This window comes from Piscinibacter sp. HJYY11, from assembly GCF_016735515.1.
GTDB lineage: Bacteria > Pseudomonadota > Gammaproteobacteria > Burkholderiales > Burkholderiaceae_C > Rhizobacter.
Genome location: NZ_JAERQZ010000001.1, coordinates 486,506 through 503,456 on the forward strand (window position 1 = coordinate 486,506; position 16,951 = coordinate 503,456).

Annotated in this window: 15 protein-coding genes; 6 read left to right on the plus strand and 9 right to left on the minus strand. The window is 70.2% G+C overall.

Translation table 11 applies throughout. The features are described 5' to 3' along the window. Nucleotides 1–6: 6 nt before the first annotated feature. The 3 genes from JI745_RS02220 to JI745_RS02230 all read right to left on the minus strand — a co-directional run bounded on the left by JI745_RS02220 (nt 7) and on the right by JI745_RS02230 (nt 2,323). Nucleotides 7–639 (minus strand): TetR/AcrR family transcriptional regulator, encoded by a 633-nt coding sequence (locus tag JI745_RS02220; RefSeq protein WP_236674875.1) that lies wholly within the window; start codon nt 637–639, stop codon nt 7–9. A 102-nt stretch (nt 640–741) separates the two neighbouring features. Beyond that, on the minus strand, nt 742–1,983 hold the full coding sequence (gene serA, locus JI745_RS02225) for a phosphoglycerate dehydrogenase (protein WP_201803414.1): 1,242 nt from the start codon (nt 1,981–1,983) through the stop codon (nt 742–744). A 4-nt stretch (nt 1,984–1,987) separates the two neighbouring features. Next, complete coding sequence (locus JI745_RS02230) at nt 1,988–2,323, minus strand: hypothetical protein (RefSeq protein WP_201803415.1); 336 nt, start codon at nt 2,321–2,323, stop codon at nt 1,988–1,990. A 148-nt stretch (nt 2,324–2,471) separates the two neighbouring features. On the opposite strand from JI745_RS02230, the gene JI745_RS02235 reads away from it, so the two are divergent. From JI745_RS02235 to JI745_RS02250, 4 genes are read left to right on the plus strand one after another with little or no spacing between them, the layout of a single operon-like run. Continuing rightward, nucleotides 2,472–2,972: a DUF2231 domain-containing protein gene (locus JI745_RS02235; RefSeq protein ID WP_201803417.1), complete on the plus strand. Its 501-nt coding sequence runs from the start codon at nt 2,472–2,474 to the stop codon at nt 2,970–2,972. Nucleotides 2,973–2,982: 10 nt separating this feature from the next. Then, nucleotides 2,983–3,615 carry an alpha/beta hydrolase gene (locus tag JI745_RS02240; protein ID WP_201803418.1) on the plus strand — a complete coding sequence of 211 codons (633 nt, stop codon included), beginning with the start codon at nt 2,983–2,985 and terminating at the stop codon, nt 3,613–3,615. Nucleotides 3,616–3,675: 60 nt separating this feature from the next. After that, nucleotides 3,676–4,341, plus strand: coding sequence for a YfiR family protein (locus JI745_RS02245; RefSeq protein ID WP_201803420.1), 666 nt, complete (start codon nt 3,676–3,678; stop codon nt 4,339–4,341). After that, nucleotides 4,338–6,251, plus strand: a complete 1,914-nt coding sequence (locus tag JI745_RS02250) for an ATP-binding protein (RefSeq protein ID WP_201803422.1) — start codon at nt 4,338–4,340, stop codon at nt 6,249–6,251. The genes JI745_RS02245 and JI745_RS02250 overlap by 4 nt, the downstream gene beginning before the upstream one ends. A gap of 22 nt (nt 6,252–6,273) precedes the next feature. Here JI745_RS02250 and JI745_RS02255 read toward each other — a convergent pair whose 3' ends face one another. The 5 genes from JI745_RS02255 to JI745_RS26255 form a co-directional block, all read right to left on the minus strand. Further along, nucleotides 6,274–8,322, minus strand: a complete 2,049-nt coding sequence (locus JI745_RS02255; protein ID WP_201803423.1) for an amylo-alpha-1,6-glucosidase — start codon at nt 8,320–8,322, stop codon at nt 6,274–6,276. Beyond that, nucleotides 8,319–10,316, minus strand: a complete 1,998-nt coding sequence (gene treZ, locus JI745_RS02260; protein ID WP_236674876.1) for a malto-oligosyltrehalose trehalohydrolase — start codon at nt 10,314–10,316, stop codon at nt 8,319–8,321. The genes JI745_RS02255 and treZ overlap by 4 nt, the downstream gene beginning before the upstream one ends. A gap of 41 nt (nt 10,317–10,357) precedes the next feature. Next, entirely contained in the window at nt 10,358–12,562 is a 2,205-nt protein-coding gene (locus tag JI745_RS02265; protein ID WP_201803425.1) for an ATP-binding protein, read from the minus strand. A 319-nt stretch (nt 12,563–12,881) separates the two neighbouring features. Then, nucleotides 12,882–13,124, minus strand: coding sequence for a hypothetical protein (locus JI745_RS02270; protein ID WP_201803426.1), 243 nt, complete (start codon nt 13,122–13,124; stop codon nt 12,882–12,884). Between the two features lie 27 nt (nt 13,125–13,151). Continuing rightward, a complete protein-coding gene (locus tag JI745_RS26255; RefSeq protein WP_310738448.1) occupies nt 13,152–13,358 on the minus strand; it encodes a heavy-metal-associated domain-containing protein in 207 nt (68 codons plus the stop codon). A 109-nt stretch (nt 13,359–13,467) separates the two neighbouring features. Between JI745_RS26255 and JI745_RS02280 the strand changes: the two genes are divergently transcribed. Continuing rightward, the gene (locus JI745_RS02280) at nt 13,468–15,681 is read left to right on the plus strand and encodes a cation-translocating P-type ATPase (RefSeq protein WP_201803427.1); all 2,214 of its coding nucleotides are present in this window, start codon (nt 13,468–13,470) and stop codon (nt 15,679–15,681) included. Further along, entirely contained in the window at nt 15,678–16,097 is a 420-nt protein-coding gene (cueR, locus tag JI745_RS02285; protein WP_201803428.1) for a Cu(I)-responsive transcriptional regulator, read from the plus strand. Before JI745_RS02280 ends, cueR begins: the two co-directional genes overlap by 4 nt. Here the strand turns inward: cueR and JI745_RS02290 are convergent. After that, nucleotides 16,082–16,900, minus strand: coding sequence for a helix-turn-helix domain-containing protein (locus JI745_RS02290; RefSeq protein WP_201803429.1), 819 nt, complete (start codon nt 16,898–16,900; stop codon nt 16,082–16,084). The two genes, cueR and JI745_RS02290, sit on opposite strands and share 16 nt — an antisense overlap. Nucleotides 16,901–16,951: the final 51 nt, after the last annotated feature.

A 16,951-nucleotide genomic window follows, 5' to 3' on the forward strand; every position in this document is an offset into this window, starting at 1 on the left:
CAACGCTCAGTCGCCGCGGGGCCCCGCGCTGCGCTTCTTGCGGGCGGCCGGCTTCTTCTCCTGCTGCTGGAAGCGTTTCTGCAGCGCCAGCCAGCCGCCCAGCGCGAAGTCGGTCCACAGGTCGGCTGCTTCTTCCGCGGTCACGCCCACGCGCTTGAGCGCGCGGCCCGAGAGGATGGGCGCGTTGACCACGAGGATCGAGCACACCTGCGCCACCTGCCGCGGCACGCCGTAGGTTTCGACGATGCGGTCGATGAAGTGCTCGGTGATGGCGGCGCGCTCGTCCTTGCCGCGACGGCGCACGAGGTCGGAGACGGCGCGGTCGCTCGCCAGCAGGCGGATGATCGGGCCGCGCTCGTAGAGGTATTCGAAGCCGTGCTTCTGCGAGTTGCGGATCAGCGGCTCGAGCGGTGCATCGGCCGGCAGCGCGGCGAGCTTGCGGGCGCCGAGGTACTGGTATTCGCGCTCGAGCACCGCCTTCAGGATGTCTTCGCGCTTGGGGAAGTACTTGTAGATGAGGGGCACGCTCACGCCGGCGAGCGCGGCGACCTTCTCCAGCGAGAAATCGGAGAGGCCTCTGTCCAGCACATAGGCCACGGCGCTGTCGAGCAGTTGCTCGCGGCGCTCTTCAGGGGCCATGCGGCGGGCACGGGGGGCGGCAGCGGTGGGCACTCGGTCCTCTTCGTCAACAGGGCGGCCGAGAGCATATCGCCGCCGCGCCGCGCGCGGCAGCGGGTGTCGTCAGTACAGGATGCGGCAGCGGATCGTGTCGGGCAAGCTGCACAGGTCGGCCAGGGCCACCTCCGGCGAGCCGCTGTCGACGTCGATCACGACATAGCCCACGTCTTCGCGCGTGCTGAGGTACTGCGCCGCGATGTTGACGCCGGCCTTGGAGAGCCGCTCGTTGACGCGGGCCATCACGCCCGGCACGTTGCGGTGGATGTGCAGCAGCCGGCTGCGGCCGGTGTGCTCGGGCAGCGCGACTTCGGGGAAGTTCACCGCCGAGGTCGTGGAGCCGTTGTTGCTGTAGCGGATGAGCTTGTCGGCCACCTCGCGGCCGATGTTGGCCTGGGCCTCGAGCGTGGAGCCGCCGATGTGCGGCGTGAGAATCACGTTGTCGAAGCGCGTGAGCGGCGATTCGAACTTGGAATCGTTGCCTTGCGGTTCGACCGGGAACACGTCGATCGCGGCACCCGCGACGTGGCCGCTTTCCAGCGCCTCGGTGAGCGCCTCGATGTCGACCACCGTGCCGCGCGAGGCATTGATGAGGTGCGCGCCGGGCTTCATCACCGCGATCTGGCGCTTGCCGATCAGGCCCTTGGTCGACGGCAATTCGGGCAGGTGCAGGGTCACGACATCCGAGCGCTCCAGCACCTCGTCGAGGCTCGCGAGCTGGCGCGCATTGCCGAGCGTGAGCTTCGACTCGATGTCGTGGAAGACGACCACCATGCCCAGCTGCTCGGCCAGCACGCCGATCTGCGTGCCGATGTGGCCGTAGCCCACGATGCCCAGCGTCTTGCCGCGCACCTCGAACGAGCCTTCGGCGCTCTTCGACCAGCCGTTGCGGTGGAGCAGGGCGTTCTTCTGCGGAATGCCGCGCATCAGCATGATGATCTCGGCCAGCACCAGCTCGGCCACGCTGCGCGTGTTGGAAAACGGCGCGTTGAAGACGGGGATGCCGAGCTCCATCGCCGTGGACAGGTCGATCTGGTTGGTGCCGATGCAGAAGGCGCCCACCGCAGCAAGCTTGGGCGCGGCGCGCAGCACCTCGGCGGTGAGCTGCGTGCGCGAGCGGATGCCGAGGAAATGCGCATCGGCCAGCGCCTCGCGCAGCTCGGCCCCGGCCAGCGCCTTGGGCGAGGTGACGACGTCGGAATAGCCGTCGCGCTTGAGGGCGTCCACCGCTGACGGGTGGATGCCCTCGAGCAGCACGAACTTCAGCTTGGTCTTGGGAACGGAATGTCGGGTCGGGGTCGTCGTCATGCGGCTATTGTTGACCGCCGCCCTTTTCCCTGGCCGTGGCGGTGCCACCGCCGGGCGGCATGGACGGCTCCATCTGCTTCCCGGTAGGGGGGGCCGTCGGTTGCGGTGTCGGCGGCAGGCTCAGGCCTTCGCCGGGCCAGGTGCCGCCTTGATGGCGCGTCGGGTCGCCATAACCCATGCCGTAGTGGCCGACCTCGGCGCCGGGCTGCGCGCTCACGTCGGGGCCGTCTTCGTCTTCTGCGATGGGAGGCGCATGAAACATGTCTTCCGGGGGCGCGCCGGTGGATGTGCGGGCCGGTGGCCGTTGCGTGGCGGGGTGGCGCGAGGTGGGCGGTGTCATCACGGTCTCCTTTCGGTCAGCGCCGGGGCGGAGCTCCGGCGTCAGGCGGCGGGCAAGGCATGTTCCCCACGAACGCTGCACGCACAACGCGGGCACCGCGATTGCCGAACTTTCGAGGACCACACCCCTCTCACCGAAAGGACCCACCATGGAAAGCAAAGCCCGTCTCCTCGGCCACCCCATCCATCAGATGCTCGTGGTCTTCCCGCTCGGGCTGCTCGGTGCATCGGTCGTGTTCGACCTGCTGCACCGTGGCATGGACAGCGGCACGATGGCGCTGGTGGCGCACTATCTGATCGCCGGCGGCTTGATCGCCGGGCTGGTGGCCGCACCGTTCGGCACGATCGACTGGCTCGCCATTCCGAAGGGCACGCGGGCCAAGTCGGTGGGCGCGATGCACGCGGTGGGCAATGTCGTGGTGCTGGCGCTTTTTGCGGCAAGCTGGTTCGTGCGGCGCGATGCGCCAGAGACGCCGAGCGTGCTGGCCCATGTGCTCTCGTTCGGCGGCGCGTTTCTCTCGCTCATCACCGCCTGGCTCGGTGGCGAGCTGGTCGACCGCCTCGGCGTCGGGGTGGCCGATGATGCGAACCTGAACGCGCCGAGCTCGCTGCGCAAGCGGGAGCTCGCGAGTCGTCCCAACCTGCCCTGACCGAGCCCCCATGCTTGAACACACCCTCGTTCACCTGAGCCCCGAGCTGCCTGCGGCCGAGCTGTGCCGGGTGAGCGGCTCGCAGGGGCTGGTCGTGTTCATCCGGCCCGACGGCGGCCCGGCCACGGTGCCGCGCTCGCAGGCGGTGCTGCTGCGTCTGCAGGCACGCGGCTTTTCCACGCTCGACCTCGACCTGCTCAACTCCGCCGACGGCGAAGGCGGCGAGCGCGCGAGCGATGTGGAGCTGCTCACGCGCCGGCTCGACCAGGCGCTCGGCGCGGTGCCGGCGTCGGTGAAGCACGAGCCGCTGGGGCTTTTTGCCTCCGACAGCGGCGCCGCCGCGATGCTGCGTGCGGCGGCAAGCCACCCGCGCAGCATCCGTGCGCTGGTCTCGCGCAGCGGCCGGGTCGACCAGGCGAGCGATGTGCTCGGCGACCTGCGCATTCCCACCTTGCTCGTGGTGGCCGCGGGCGACCCGGAGCTCGTCGAGGCCAATCGACAGGCCTTCGGCCGGCTGCGCTGCGAGAAGCGCATCGACGTCGTGCCCCGGGCGACGCACCATTTCCTCGAAGCCGGCACGCTCGACGTGGTGGCGCAGCTCGCGAGCGACTGGCTCACACAGCACCTCGCGACGGGCACCTGAGCGCCCGAGCGGCCCCCCGCACTCTGCGCAAGTGCAACGGGCTGTAGAAATCACCGTGAAATGAGCGGCACCGGCGCTACCATCGCCGGCCTCATGACCGAGCCTGCTGCTGTGATGGGCCTGGCCCTCAGTCGTCGTCGTCCCTGCCGGCCCTTGGCCGGGAGCGCTGCGTGGCGCCGCCTCGCGGCCTGGTCGGCGAGCCTCCTGCTGATGTGCTGCGCAGCCGGCGCGAGCGCGCAGGTGGCCGCAACACCGGCGTCCGCCCCCACCGTCGACGAGGCCAAGGCCGCGCACCTGCACCGCTTCGCGGGTTTCGTCGAATGGCCGGCGGCGAGCTTCTCATCGCCCGATGCACCCATCGTCGTGGGGGTCGTCGGCTCGCCGAGCCTGCACAAGGACCTGTCGCTCGTGGTGGCCGGCCGTCTGGTGCAAAACCGTGCCATCCAGGTCGTGGAGCTGTCGGAGCCGCGGCAGGTGGCGGGGGTCCACATGCTGATGATCACCCGCGGTGCTGCAAAACGTGCATCGGAATGGCTGGCCGCATGCAAGGGCCAGCCGGTGCTCACGGTCACCGACATCCCGCAGGGGCTGGAGCGGGGTGCGGCGCTCGGCTTCGTCGAGACCGAAGGCCGCCTGCGCTTCGAAGCTTCGGTGCCGGCCGCCGAAGGCGCCGGCGTGCGCCTGAGCTCGCGGCTGCTGTCGCTCGCCGAACGGGTGGTCAAGTGAAAACACCTGACGGCAGCATGAAGCTCACCACGCTGCAGGGGCAGCTCACGCGCGCCTCGCTGCTCACGACCTTCCTCGTGCTGCTGGTCTGCTCGGCGGCGCTGCTCTCCTATGAGTACTTCACCTCGCGCAGCAGCTGGGCCGACGAGACCCGCACGCAGGCCGACTTCATCGCCCACACCAGCGCGGCGGCGCTCGTCTTCAACGACCCGCGCGCGGCCCAGGAAAACCTCTCGCTGCTGCGACTGCAGCGGCGCATCGAGACGGCGGCCATCTACGACAAGGAAGGCCGCGTCTTCGCCTTCTTCCGCGCCAATGGCCAGGAGCCGCTGCCGAGCACGGTCGACTCTGCGCTGCTGCGCGATGGCGTGCGGTTCAGCGGCTCCGCGCTCACCATGGCCTACCCGATCCGGCACGACGACGAGCGCGTGGGCACCGTCTACCTGGAAAGCCGGCATGACATGCTCGGGCGCATCGCGACCTACGGGCTCATCCTGATCGCGGTGATGTCCATGGGGCTGGGCATCGCGGTGCTGTTCTTCAACCGCCTGCTGCGCCGCGTGGCGCGCCCGCTCGACGAGATGACGCAGGTGGCCCACGAGGTGATGGCCAAGCGCGCCTGGGGCCTGCGCGCCCGCGAGACGGAGTACCAGGACATCGGTGTGCTCGTCACCGCCTTCAACGGCATGCTGGCCGAGGTGCAGGCCCGCACCGGCGAGCTCGAGGTGGAAATGGCCGAGCGGGTGCGCGCCGAGCAGGGCCTGCGACAGGCCGACCGCCGGAAAGACGAGTTCCTCGCCACGCTGGCGCACGAGCTGCGCAACCCGCTGGCGCCGATGACCACCGCGCTCGCGCTGCTGCGGCGCGAGCGCAGCACGCCCGAGGTGCGCGAGAAGTCGATGGCCATCCTGCAGCGGCAGCTCGCGCACATCGTGCGGCTGATCGACGACCTGCTCGACGTGTCGCGCGTGTCCACCGGCAAGCTCTCGCTGCGCGTGGAGCGGGTGGAGCTGGTCGACCTGATCCGCAGCACCGTCGAGCTGTTCCAGGGGACGGCCAGCGACAAGGGCCTGTCGCTGAGCTTCGAGGAGCCGGGCGTCGCGGTGCCGCTGAGCGGCGATGCGGCGCGGCTGGCGCAGGTGTTCAGCAACCTGCTCACCAACGCCTGCCGCTACACGCCGTCGGGTGGGCGCATCGGCGTGTCGGTCCGGCGCACGGACGACAGCGTCGAGGTGGTGGTGCAAGACAGCGGCCTCGGCATCGAGCCGGCCATGCAGCACCGCATCTTCGACCTCTTCGAGCAGGGCGACAAAAGCCTGGAACGCGGCAGTGCCGGCCTGGGCATCGGCCTCACGCTCGCGCGCCAGCTCGTGCAGCTGCACGGCGGCGAGATCTCGGTGCACAGCGAGGGCCGCAACCGGGGCTCGCGCTTCACCGTGCGGCTGCCCTTCGACCCGGCGACCGTGCTGCCGGTGCCACCGGCGGCGCCCGCTGCGGCGACCAGCGTGCCCGCCGTGCGCCCGATGCGCGTGCTGGTGGCCGACGACAACGTGGACTTCGCCACGAGCCTGGCCGAGTTGCTGCGGGGGGCGGGCCACAGCGTGGAGGTGGTGCACGACGGCGTGGCCGCGCTGGCCGCCGCGCGGCGCAACCCACCCGATGTGGCCTTGCTCGACATCGGCATGCCCCACCTGAATGGCTACGAGCTTGCGCGCAGGCTGCGTGCGGAGCCGGCCCTCGGCCGCACCGTGCTCATGGCCATCACCGGCTGGGGGCAGGCGAGCGACCGCGACGAAGCCATGCGTGCCGGCTTCGACCACCACCTCACCAAGCCGGTGGACCCGGCCCTGCTCGGCCAGCTGCTGGCCACCGCCGGCGCGCGTGCGCCGCAGGCGCCCGCGCTGGGCTGAGCACCGGGCCGAGCGAGCGCCGTCAAGCCGACGCCCGGGAGCCGACGAGCTGGCGCAACAGCTCGGCCACGCTCCAGGCCTGCGCGATGCAGCCGCGCGCGGTGTAGGGCGTCTCCGCGTCGAACACCTCGGCCACCGAGCCCAGGCCGAATTCGCCCAGGTGCGCGATCAGCCCTTCGAGCCAGGCGCGCGCTCCGGCGTCGTCGCCCGGGTGCAGCTTGCGCCACGCATCGATCCACGGCCCGATCAGCCACCCCCACACCGTGCCCTGGTGGTACGCCGCATCGCGTTCCTTCAGGCTGCCGAAGTAGCGCGGCGCGTAGTTCGCGCTGCCCGGCGCGAGCGATCGCAGGCCCACTGGCGTGAGCAGCCGCTGGCGCACCACGTCGATCACCTCGGCCCAGCGGCTGCGGTCGAGCACCGCGTGCGGCAGCGAGATGGCGAACACCTGGTTGGGCCGGCACTCGGCGCTGTTGCCCTGCGGGCCGTCCACCACGTCGTAGAGATAGCCGCCCTGCGCGAACCAGAAGCGCCGGTTGAAGCTCTCGCGCACGTGGTCGGCGCGGCGGTCATACAGCTCGGCCTCGCGGCCGCGGCCGGCGTGGCGCAGCCAGCCCGCGAGCACGCGCAGGGCGTTGAACCAGAGCGCGTTGATCTCCACGGCCTTGCCGCGGCGCGGGGTCACCACCCAGCCGTCGCACTTCGCGTCCATCCAGGTGAGCTGGTAGCCTTCCGCGCCCTGGCGCAGCAGCCCGTCGTCCGGGTCGACGCCGATGCCGAAGCGCGTGCCCTCGACGTGCTTCTCGGCGATGTCGATCATCGTCGGCAAGAGGCGCGCGAGCAGCGCGTCGTCGCCGGTGAACGCGTGGTAGCGGCCCAGCGCGTGGAAGAACCACAGCGTGGCATCGGCCGTGTGGTACAGGCCCTCATTGCTGCCGTCGGGGAACATGTTGGGCAAGAGCCCGTCGCGCACGTAATGGCCGAAGGTGCGCAGGATGCTCGCCGCCTCGTGCGTGCGGCCGGTGCACAGCGTGAGGCCTTCGAGGCTGATCATGGTGTCGCGGCCCCAGTCGGTGAACCAGTGGTAGCCGGCGATCACGCTCTTGATCTCGTCGCCTTCGGCAAAGGCGCGGGCGGCATCTTTCGTGCGGCCGGCGGGCGTGATGACGAACTGGTCGGCCGCCAGCACCAGCTCGGCCGCCACGCCGCTGCGGGCCTCGGGCGGCGCCCGGCGCAGCAGGCGCGCGCGGCGCTCCAGCTCGGCGGCGACCGCCTCCTGAGGTTCCAGCGCATTCATGGTGTCGATGCTCTCGGTAGAGGCGACGAGCGCGACGGAGTCGCCCAGCGGCAGCGCCATCGTGAGCACGCCCGGGCTCCACAGGCGCCCTTCGTGGCGGTAGCCGCGCTCGGCCTCGATGCGGTAGTGCAGCTCCGAGATCTCCTCGGGCTGCTGCTGGAACGACACCTCGGGCCCGCGCGCGCGCAGGCGCAGCGTGGCGGGCCCGCCGTCGCAGGTGATCTCGTGCACGTCGCCCAGGCTGTAGCGGTAGTTGGCCTGCAGCTCGTTGCTCAACTCCGCTTCGTGGTGGCGGAAGTGCAGGGCAGGGCGCAGCTCCAGGCGCAGCCGCGAGCGGCCGTCGATCATGCGGTAGAGCAGCAGCGTGGTGTTCTGCCGGTGGGGCATGAGCACGCTCTTCTCGATGATGTGGCCGTCGACCTCGAACACCCACACCGGCAACCCCGCCTCGAGGCGGAACTCGCGCAGGTGCTCGACGCCGGGCAGCGACAGCCGGCTCCCGGTGCGCTCTTCGCCGCTCAGCTGCACCCGCGAGCCATCCTCGAACACAAGGGTCTCGACCAGGTGGTTGAGCATCACGGTGCGGCCGTGCGGGTTGGGCAGGGCGGCCACGAGCAGGCCGTGGTACTTGCGCGTGCCGAGGCCCGCCATGCTCGCGGAGGCGTAGCCGCCGATGCCGTTGGTGACGAGCCATTCGCGGGTGAGGGCAAGGTGGGGGTCACGCGCGCGCGAATCGGTGCGGCGCACGATGGAGGCGGTGACGGCTGGGTTCACGAAGGCTCCTCGCTGGCGGGTGGGGGTTCGGATGAAGAGGCCGGCGCCAGCAGCAGCGCGGTGTCGCCCTGCAGGTGCCAGTTGTCGAAGCGTCGGGGCAGGCTGCGGCCGGGCACCTGGCGGTCGGCTTCTGCCGCGTCAGGAAAGAGCGTGCCCACGCCGCCGTAGTGCAGCGCCTGGCTCGACCACTGCAGCTGCCAGCGGCGACCCGCGGGCGGCGCCAGCAGCGGCTCGGGCACCGGGTCGAGGTGCAGGCTGCGGCCGAGGTTGACGACGAGCAGGCGGTCGTCGCCGTGGTCATCGAAGAAGCGCAGCACGAAGGCATCGGGCGACAGCACCGCGCCGTCCACCCGTCGCTCGTGCTGCGCGCGGCGCAGGCAGGGGTCGTGGCGGCGCAGGGCGAGCAGGTCGCGGTGCAGCTGCCAGGCCTGCGCATGCACGCCATGCGCGCGTTCGCCGTGGTCGAGCTTGCAGGCCTCGAAGCTCGTGGCCTCGTGCGGCACGGCCAGCGTGTGCTGGACCTCGGGCGAGGCCAGGTTGGCGAACTGTGCGGTGAACTCGCGCCGACCCTTGAGCACCAGCGCCGCGAGGTCGGGGCGGTGGTCGGCAAAGAAAAGAAAGGGCGCGCTGCACGCGAACTCCTGCCCCTGGAAGAGCATCGGCGTCTGCGGCCCCAGCAGGAGAAGCGCGGTCAATGCGCGCCAGCGCGCCGGGCTGCACTGCTGGTGCAGCCGCTCCCCGCGGCCGGAGTTGGCGACCTGGTCGTGGTTCTCGAGGAAGTGCACGAAGCGCGCGGGCGCCACGTCGAGCGCCGGCGTGCCGCGCCGCTGGCCCTGCCACAGGTACCACTGGCCCTGGTACAGGAAGCCGTATTTCGCCGCCGAGACGAACTCCTGCGCCGAGCCGCGGTAGTCGGTGTAGTAGCCCTCGTCCTGGCCGGTGGCGGCGACCACCGCGCTGTGGTGCCAGTCGTCGTTCCACACCATGTCGAGGCCGCGGCCGCCGTGCTCGCGGGGGCGCACGAGCACGGCGTGCTGCGGTTCGTTCTCGTTGACGAGCAGCACGCGGCGCGGCGCGGCTGCCTCGCGCATGGACTGGGCCAGCTCCTCGACGATGTGCGGCGACGAGTCGTCGAAGATGCTCTGCGTGGCATCGAGCCGCAGGCCGTCGATGTGGTACTCGCGCACCCAGTGCGCCACGTTGGCCAGCACGAGGTGGCGCACGCCGGCGGCATCGGGGCCGTCGAAATTGGGCGTGTCGCCCCACTCGCTGCAGCGCGTGGTGCTGAAGTAGGCCGGCGAGAACTCGCGCAGGAAGCACCCGTCGGGGCCGAAGTGGTTGTAGACCACGTCGAGCACCACGCCCAGGCCGAGCGCGTGAGCGCCGTCGACGAAACGGCGGAAGTCGTCGGGCCGGCCATAGAGGCGCGAGGGCGCGAACCAGCACACGCCGTCGTAGCCCCAGCCGAAGTTGCCGGGGAAGTCGGCCACCGGCATCACCTCGATGGCCGTCACGCCCAGCTCGGCGAGCGCGGGGAGCTCGCGCAGGGCAGCGTCCCAGGTGCCTTCGCGCGTGAAGGTGCCCACGTGCAGCTCGTAGAGCACCTGGCCGGTGAGCGGCAGGCCCGTCCAGGCCGCGTCGGTCCACTCGAATCGCGACGCGTCGATGACTTCGGACGGGCCGTGCGGCCCCTCAGGCTGGAAGCGCGAGGCCGGGTCGGGGTAGGCCGCGGCGCCGTCGAGCCGATAGCGATAACGCGCACCGGCCGAGAGGCCGGGCACGACGCCGCTGAAGTAGCCGCCGTCTCCCTGGCGCAAAGCGTGGTGCTGCACGTCGCCATCGCGCTCGATCGCCACGTCGACCGAGCGATGGCCGGGTGCCCAGACGCGAAACGACACGCCTGCATCCTTGGGCAGGGGCTCGGCACCGATCGGCAAAGCCCCATGCTGCAGGCCTTGCAAATCTGACCGGAAATGTGGTGTCTTGGCGTTCATCGCCCTGACTCGGCAAAGACGATGCCGCGCAGCGCGACCGGTCAGGCCTGGGACGCGGTGGCCTCTTCGATGGTCCGTGCCAGCAGCTCCGCGTCGACCGGCTTGGACAGGTGCCTGTCGAAGCCCGCGGCCAGCGCGCGCACGCGATCGGCGTCACGGCCGAAGCCGGTGAGTGCGATGAGCGGCAGGCGGCGCGAGCCCGCGCGGTTGCGCAGCTCGCTGGCGACTTCGTAGCCGTCCTGGCCCGGCAGGCCGATGTCGATCAGCGCGAGGTCGACTCGCCGCGTTTCGACGGCGGCGAGCGCCTCGTCGCGGTTGCCCGCATGCACCACCTCGTGGCCCATCAGGCGCAGGAGCTCCGACATCGCCGCCATCGCATCGCGGTCATCCTCCACCAGCAGCACGTGCCGCGCGCGGCGGTCGGTGGGGGCGATGCGCTGGCCGGGCAGCGTGCCGGCCTCGGCCCTGGGCAGGATCACGGTGAAGGTCGCGCCCAGTCCCGGGCCGGCGCTGTATGCGTGCACCTCGCCGCCGTGCAGGCCGACCAGCTGCTTGACGAGCGCGAGGCCGATGCCCAGGCCGCTCGACATGCGGCCCGGCGGGGGCGGCCCTTGCACGAAGGGCTCGAAGACGCGCGGCAGCAGGTCGGCGGTGATGCCGATGCCGAAGTCCTGCACGCTCAGGCGCACATGCTCGCCGTCGTTCCGGACGGTGATGATCACCTGCGAGCCCGCGGGCGAGCACTTGAGCGAGTTGAAGACCAGGTTGTTGACGATCTGCTCGATGCGCACGCCGTCGCCGTAGATCCACGCTTCCTCGGCCTGCACCACGATCTCGTGCTGCGCGGCCTTCTCGGTGGCGCGCAGCGCCTCGGCGCAGCTCGTCACCCATTCGGCGAGGTTGATGCGGCGCGTCTCGAGCACGATCTTGCCGGACATGAGGCGGCTCACGTCGAGCAGGTCGTTGACGATGTGGCCGAGGTGGCGGTTCTGGCGCTGGATGATGCCGAGGAACTTCTCGCGTGCCTCGGGCGTGCTGCGCTCGTGGCTGAGCACGGCGGTGGCGCCGGCGATCGCCGCCAGCGGGTTGCGCAGCTCGTGGCCGAGCAGCGCGAGGAACTGGTCCTTGGCGGTGTTCTCACGCTCGGCGGTCTCGCGCAGCGCGGTCTCGCGGGCAAGCAGTTCCTCGCGCTCGCGCTCGGCGGCTTCGCGCGACTGGCGCTCCTGCGTCAGCACCCGGCCGGCGTCGGCGAGCGCGCCGTACAGGATGTTCACTTCCTCGAGGCGGGTGGGGCGCAGCTGCGGCGCCTGGCCGGCCCCCACCGCCTGCGCGGCGCCCGAGGCGGTCTCGATCACCCGCATGAAGGTGCGCCCGAAGACATAGGCCGCGAGCATCGCGCAGCCGAGGGCCAGCAGGCCGCTGGCGGCCAGCCACAGCACGGCCTGCGTCACCGAGCGCTCGATGGCATGCACCGGCATCGCGACGGCCACCGTCCAGCCGGTTTGCTCGGAATGGGTGAACGCGTCGTAGACGTCCACGCCTTCCAGCGTGTAGTGGCGCAGCACGCCCTCGGCCGCCGAAGCGGCGGCGGCCACCAACTCGGGGCGGGCCGGCTTGCCGAGGGTAGTGTCGGCGTTGACGTTGCGCGAAATGAAGCGGCCCGAACCGTCGAACACGCCGATGGTGGCCGGGGAGCCGTTTTCCACCTGCAGCGCCGTGGCGCGCCAGTGGTCGACCGAATAGGCATGGGCCACCACGTAGCGCTTGCCGTTGAGGCGCCGGGTGGGCAGGTAGAGCAGGGTCAGCAGCTTGCCGGAGACGGCCCCGACGGTGAGGTCGCTGACCTGGGGCCTGCCGCTCTCGAACACCGCCCTGATGCGATCGGCCGGCGCCTGAGGCAAGGTTGTGCCGAAGGGCACGTAGGTGTTGAGAAGCTGCTGGCCGCTTTCATCGAAGAGCAAGGTCCACACGTGCGGAGGGCGGTTGGCGGCGCGCGCCTCTTCGTAGAAGGTGGCCAGGTCGCCCGCGCTCAGCGAGGCCGACTCGCCGAGCGCCGTCAGCGTGCCGATGGAGCGCTGGATCTCCACGTCGACCAGCAGCGCCGAGGCCCGCACCGTTTCGCGCAGGGCATTGAGCGCGGCGGCACGTTCGCCTTCGCGGACCTTCTGGACTGCCATCACCGCGGCGAGGAAGCCCGGCACGAAGACGACGGTGAGGACGAGCAGCAACAGCGAGCGGATCCGCATCTGGCGTTTCTAGCACAGCGCCCTGGGAGCACTGCTTGCGTTCACCGGCATCCTCCGTATACTGTATGAAAATACAGTACACGTTGGAGCCCAGGATGAACCAGCACCTTCGCCAGAACTACCGTCCCGCACGTCGCCTGCCTTCATGGCTTGCCGTGGTGTGGCGCTGGCTTTGACCGCCGGGTGAAGGGCGCCTGGCACCGCCGGGCGCGTCGGAGTTTTCCTACAAGCTGATGCGCGTTCATGCCCTGGAAACAGGCGATGGAGCCGCCTACGATGACCGGCGAAGTTAGTCTGTCTGTCAGCAATGGGAAAAAAATCATTCGGTCGGCATGATGCGAAGCCCGTCTTTCGCGAGTCGGATTTCGCCGGGAAGCCGCCGCAGGAACAGGCTGAGCTGAGCGGGTCGCTCAACCACCTCAGCCAGCAGATCGCGGCCACGCGCCAGCTTCTGCAGTCCATCGAGACCCGCGGGCTGCAAGCGGTTGCAGGCGACCGCGCGGCGTCGGGTCGTACCGACCTGACAGAAGGCGGGGCGCTCGAGCGCGACGAAGACAGCCATACGTCCAGCTGAAGGTCCTGCCGGGCCTCAGCTTTCCAGCCGCACCGGCGAATACCCCGCCTCCCTGATCGCCTCGGCCACCGCTTCAGCGCTGGCCGCTGCCGGCTCGACCTGCACCTGCTTCGTCGCCAGGTCGACACGCACCACCGCCGCCTCGTCGGCCTCCTGGACCGCCCGCGTGATGGCGCTGACGCAATGGCCGCAGCTCATGTCGTTCACTTGAAAGGAAATCACGGGCGTTCTCCAGAAAAACCATGCGTCGATTGGGCGATGATCGCAGCATCGCTTGACCTTCCCATTGTTGGAACCTTGACGATGCCGACATGCACTCAAGGAGCCACCCATGAACGCCGCCGTCACCGCCTCTTTGAAAGACATCACGCTGCAAGTCACCGGCATGAGCTGTGCCTCGTGCGTGGGCCGCGTGGAGAAGGCCTTGAAAAAAGTGCCGGGCGTGACCGAAGCCGCGGTCAACCTGGCGACGGAGACGGCGTCTGTCCAGGCCTTGCCGCATGTCTCGGCGGCCGAGCTCACCTCGGCCATTGAAAAGGCAGGCTACGCCGCGGCCGAAGTCGACGAGACCCGGGCGCCGCTTCAGGCGCCGAAGAGCCCCCTGCCTGAGTGGTGGCCGGTCGCGGCGGCGGCCGCCTTCACGCTGCCCCTCGTGCTGCCGATGCTGCTGCAGGTGCTGGGCATCGACTGGATGCTCGCCGCGCCCTGGCAGCTCGCGCTGGCCACGCCGGTGCAGTTCTGGCTCGGTGCGCGCTTCTACATCGCCGGCTGGAAGGCACTGAAGGCACGCGCCGGCAACATGGACCTGCTCGTCGCTCTCGGGACATCGGCCGCCTATGGCCTGTCGGTCTACCTGATGTGGAAGCACGCCGGCCACGAGGGCATGCCGCACCTGTATTTCGAAGCCTCGGCTGCGGTGATCACGCTGGTGCTGCTCGGCAAGTGGCTGGAAGGCCGCGCCAAGCGGCAGACGGCCGATGCCATCCGCGCGCTGAATGCGCTCAAGCCGGTCACCGCGCGGGTGCGGCGCGACGACGGCCGCGAGATCGAGCTGCCGGTCGGGCAGGTGGCACTGGGCGACCTGGTCGTGGTGCGGCCCGGTGACCGTGTGCCGGTCGATGGCGAGATCGTCGAAGGCCGCAGCCACCTCGACGAGTCGCTCATCACCGGCGAAAGCCTGCCCGTGGCCAAGGGCGAGGGCGACAAGGTGACCGGCGGCGCGCTCAACGACGACGGCCTGCTGCTCGTGCGCACCACAGCCATCGGGACCGAGACCACGCTCGCGCGCATCATCCGCATGGTCGAGTCGGCGCAGGCGGCCAAGGCGCCGATCCAGCGCATCGTCGACCGTGTGAGCGCGGTGTTCGTGCCAGTGGTCCTGGGCATCGCCTTGCTCACCTTCCTCGGCTGGGCAGGCTTCACCGGTGACTGGGAGACGGCGCTCATCAACGCGGTGGCGGTGCTCGTCATCGCCTGCCCGTGTGCGCTGGGCCTTGCCACGCCGACGGCCATCATGGCCGGCACCGGCGTGGCCGCGCGGCACGGCATCCTGATCAAGGACGCCGAGGCACTGGAGGTGGCCCATGCGACGACGGTGGTCGCCTTCGACAAGACCGGCACGCTGACCGAAGGCAAGCCGTCGCTCGCGGCCGCCGTGCCGGCACCCGGCGTCGAGCGCGGCGAGGTCTTGCGCATCGCGGCGTCGCTCCAGGCCACCAGCAGCCACCCGCTCGCGCTGGCCGTGCTCGAGGCGGCGCACAGCGAGCACCTCGCGATCTCGCCCGCCCAAGGTGCCAAGGCCCTGCCGGGGCGTGGCGTGGAAGGCATGGTGGACGCGCAGACGGTGCAGCTCGGCAGCAAACGGCTGCTGCACGAAGCAGGGCTCGATGCCGGCCCGCTCGCCGCGGATGCCGAGCGACTGGCGGGCGAGGGCAAGACGGTGTCGTGGCTGCTGCGACGGCACGGTTCACGCAGCGAGCTGATGGGCCTGCTCGCGTTTGGCGACACGCTCAAGCCATCTGCTCAGCACGCCATCGCCCGCCTGCACGCCCTCGGCATCAGGACCGTGATGCTCACCGGCGACAACCGCGGCGCTGCCACCGCCGTGGGCCACGCCCTCGGCATCGACGACGTGCGTGCCGAGGTGTTGCCCGCCGACAAGGCCGCCGCGGTGCAGGCCCTGCGGCAGGACGGCAGCGTGGTCGCCTTCGTCGGCGATGGCCTCAACGACGGCCCGGCGCTCGCCGCCGCGTCGGTCGGCTTCGCGATGGCGGGGGGCGCCGACGTGGCGACCGAAACCGCCGGCATCACGCTGATGCGGGGCGACACGCGGCTCGTGCCCGATGCGCTCGACGTGTCTCGCCGCACCTATTCGAAGATCAAGCAAGGGCTCTTCTGGGCGTTTGCGTACAACGTGCTGGGCATCCCGCTGGCCGCCTTCGGCCTGCTGAGCCCGGTGATCGCCGGCGCCGCGATGGCGTTCAGCAGTGTGAGCGTGGTGGCCAACGCGCTGACGCTGCGCCGCTGGAAAGGAACACAAGCATGAACATCGGCGAAGCCGCCAAGGCCTCCGGCGTGTCGGCCAAGATGATCCGCCACTACGAAAGCGTGGGCCTCTTCCCCGAGGCGCGTCGCACCGAGGCGGGCTATCGGCAATACACCGACAAGGAGCTCAACACGCTGCGCTTCATCCGCCACTCGCGCGACCTCGGGTTCTCGATCGAGCAGATCCGCGAGCTGCTGGGCCTCTGGCAGAACCGCCGCCGCTCCAGCCGGCAGGTGAAGGCGCTCGCGCAGACGCACATCGACGAGCTCGATGCCAAGCTGAAGGAGTTGCAGTCGATGAAGGCGACGCTCGAGCACCTGGTGCACTGCTGCCATGGCGACGAGCGGCCCGACTGCCCGATCATCGAGTCGCTCGAGCACCCACACCCTGCTCGTGATGCTCAGGCCGGGCAGTAGATCTTCTTCAGCGAGTCGTTCGACCGGAAGTAGGTGAGCGGCGCACCGAGTGCCTGCCGCGACACGCGCGAGAGGTGGGCAAGGTCGGCAAAGCCGGTGGTGCGTGCGATCTCGGTGAGCGTGACGCTGCGGTTCAGCATGCCGAGCGCGTTGTGGATCTTGAGCCACAGCTGGTAGTTGCGCATCGAGATGCCCATCGACTTGGTGAAGAGGTGCGACATGCGCGTGTACGACACCCCCACGCTCTGCGCCAGCGCGGCCAGGCTGCGGTTCACGTCGGCGTGCAGCAGCGACACCACGTGGTCCGCCTTGTCGTCGATCGGGGTGCGGGTGAGCGGCGGGAGGTAGCGGCCGACCGTCGCGATCAGGCCGTTGTACAGGGCCTTGCCCTGCACGCCGTCGAGCTGGCCGCGATGGGCGGCGAGCATCGGCGCTTCATGCACCGCGAACACCTCGCGCGGCAGCGACATCACGCCGTGCCGCGGCATGCCGCGGAACATGCGGAACATCGGGTGCAGCGGGTTCACGAGCAGCGCGACGACCTTCACGTCCTCGGCCAGCAACCGGTGCTCGACCAGCGGCTTGACGACGAGCGCATGGTGCGAGCTCGTCTTGCCGTTCGTGTGCAGCTCGAAAGGCTTGTCGTCGGCCGACACCACGATGCCGCCGCAGCGGCGCAGCATGGTGCAAGTGCGCATCACCGAGGTCGTGAACATCACGCCGCCGGGCACCACGTAGGCGTGCTCGGTCCGGGGCGACACCTGGGTATCGGGCGGCTCGATCGTGAACGCGTTCCTTTCCATCAGGAGGGCCAGTCTAGGTAGGGGGTGGGGCGTGTCTGTACTGGCTTGTCC

Excerpts from the sequence above, each read along its gene's own strand:
- JI745_RS02220 (WP_236674875.1), bottom strand. The coding sequence starts at position 639 with ATGGCCCCTGAAGAGCGCCGCGAGCAACTGCTCGACAGCGCCGTGGCC.
- serA (WP_201803414.1), bottom strand. The coding sequence starts at position 1,983 with ATGACGACGACCCCGACCCGACATTCCGTTCCCAAGACCAAGCTGAAG.
- JI745_RS02230 (WP_201803415.1), bottom strand. The coding sequence starts at position 2,323 with ATGACACCGCCCACCTCGCGCCACCCCGCCACGCAACGGCCACCGGCC.
- JI745_RS02235 (WP_201803417.1), top strand. The coding sequence starts at position 2,472 with ATGGAAAGCAAAGCCCGTCTCCTCGGCCACCCCATCCATCAGATGCTC.
- JI745_RS02240 (WP_201803418.1), top strand. The coding sequence starts at position 2,983 with ATGCTTGAACACACCCTCGTTCACCTGAGCCCCGAGCTGCCTGCGGCC.
- JI745_RS02245 (WP_201803420.1), top strand. The coding sequence starts at position 3,676 with ATGAGCGGCACCGGCGCTACCATCGCCGGCCTCATGACCGAGCCTGCT.
- treZ (WP_236674876.1), bottom strand. The coding sequence starts at position 10,316 with ATGAACGCCAAGACACCACATTTCCGGTCAGATTTGCAAGGCCTGCAG.
- JI745_RS02265 (WP_201803425.1), bottom strand. The coding sequence starts at position 12,562 with ATGCGGATCCGCTCGCTGTTGCTGCTCGTCCTCACCGTCGTCTTCGTG.
- JI745_RS02270 (WP_201803426.1), bottom strand. The coding sequence starts at position 13,124 with ATGGCTGTCTTCGTCGCGCTCGAGCGCCCCGCCTTCTGTCAGGTCGGT.
- JI745_RS02280 (WP_201803427.1), top strand. The coding sequence starts at position 13,468 with ATGAACGCCGCCGTCACCGCCTCTTTGAAAGACATCACGCTGCAAGTC.
- cueR (WP_201803428.1), top strand. The coding sequence starts at position 15,678 with ATGAACATCGGCGAAGCCGCCAAGGCCTCCGGCGTGTCGGCCAAGATG.
- JI745_RS02290 (WP_201803429.1), bottom strand. The coding sequence starts at position 16,900 with ATGGAAAGGAACGCGTTCACGATCGAGCCGCCCGATACCCAGGTGTCG.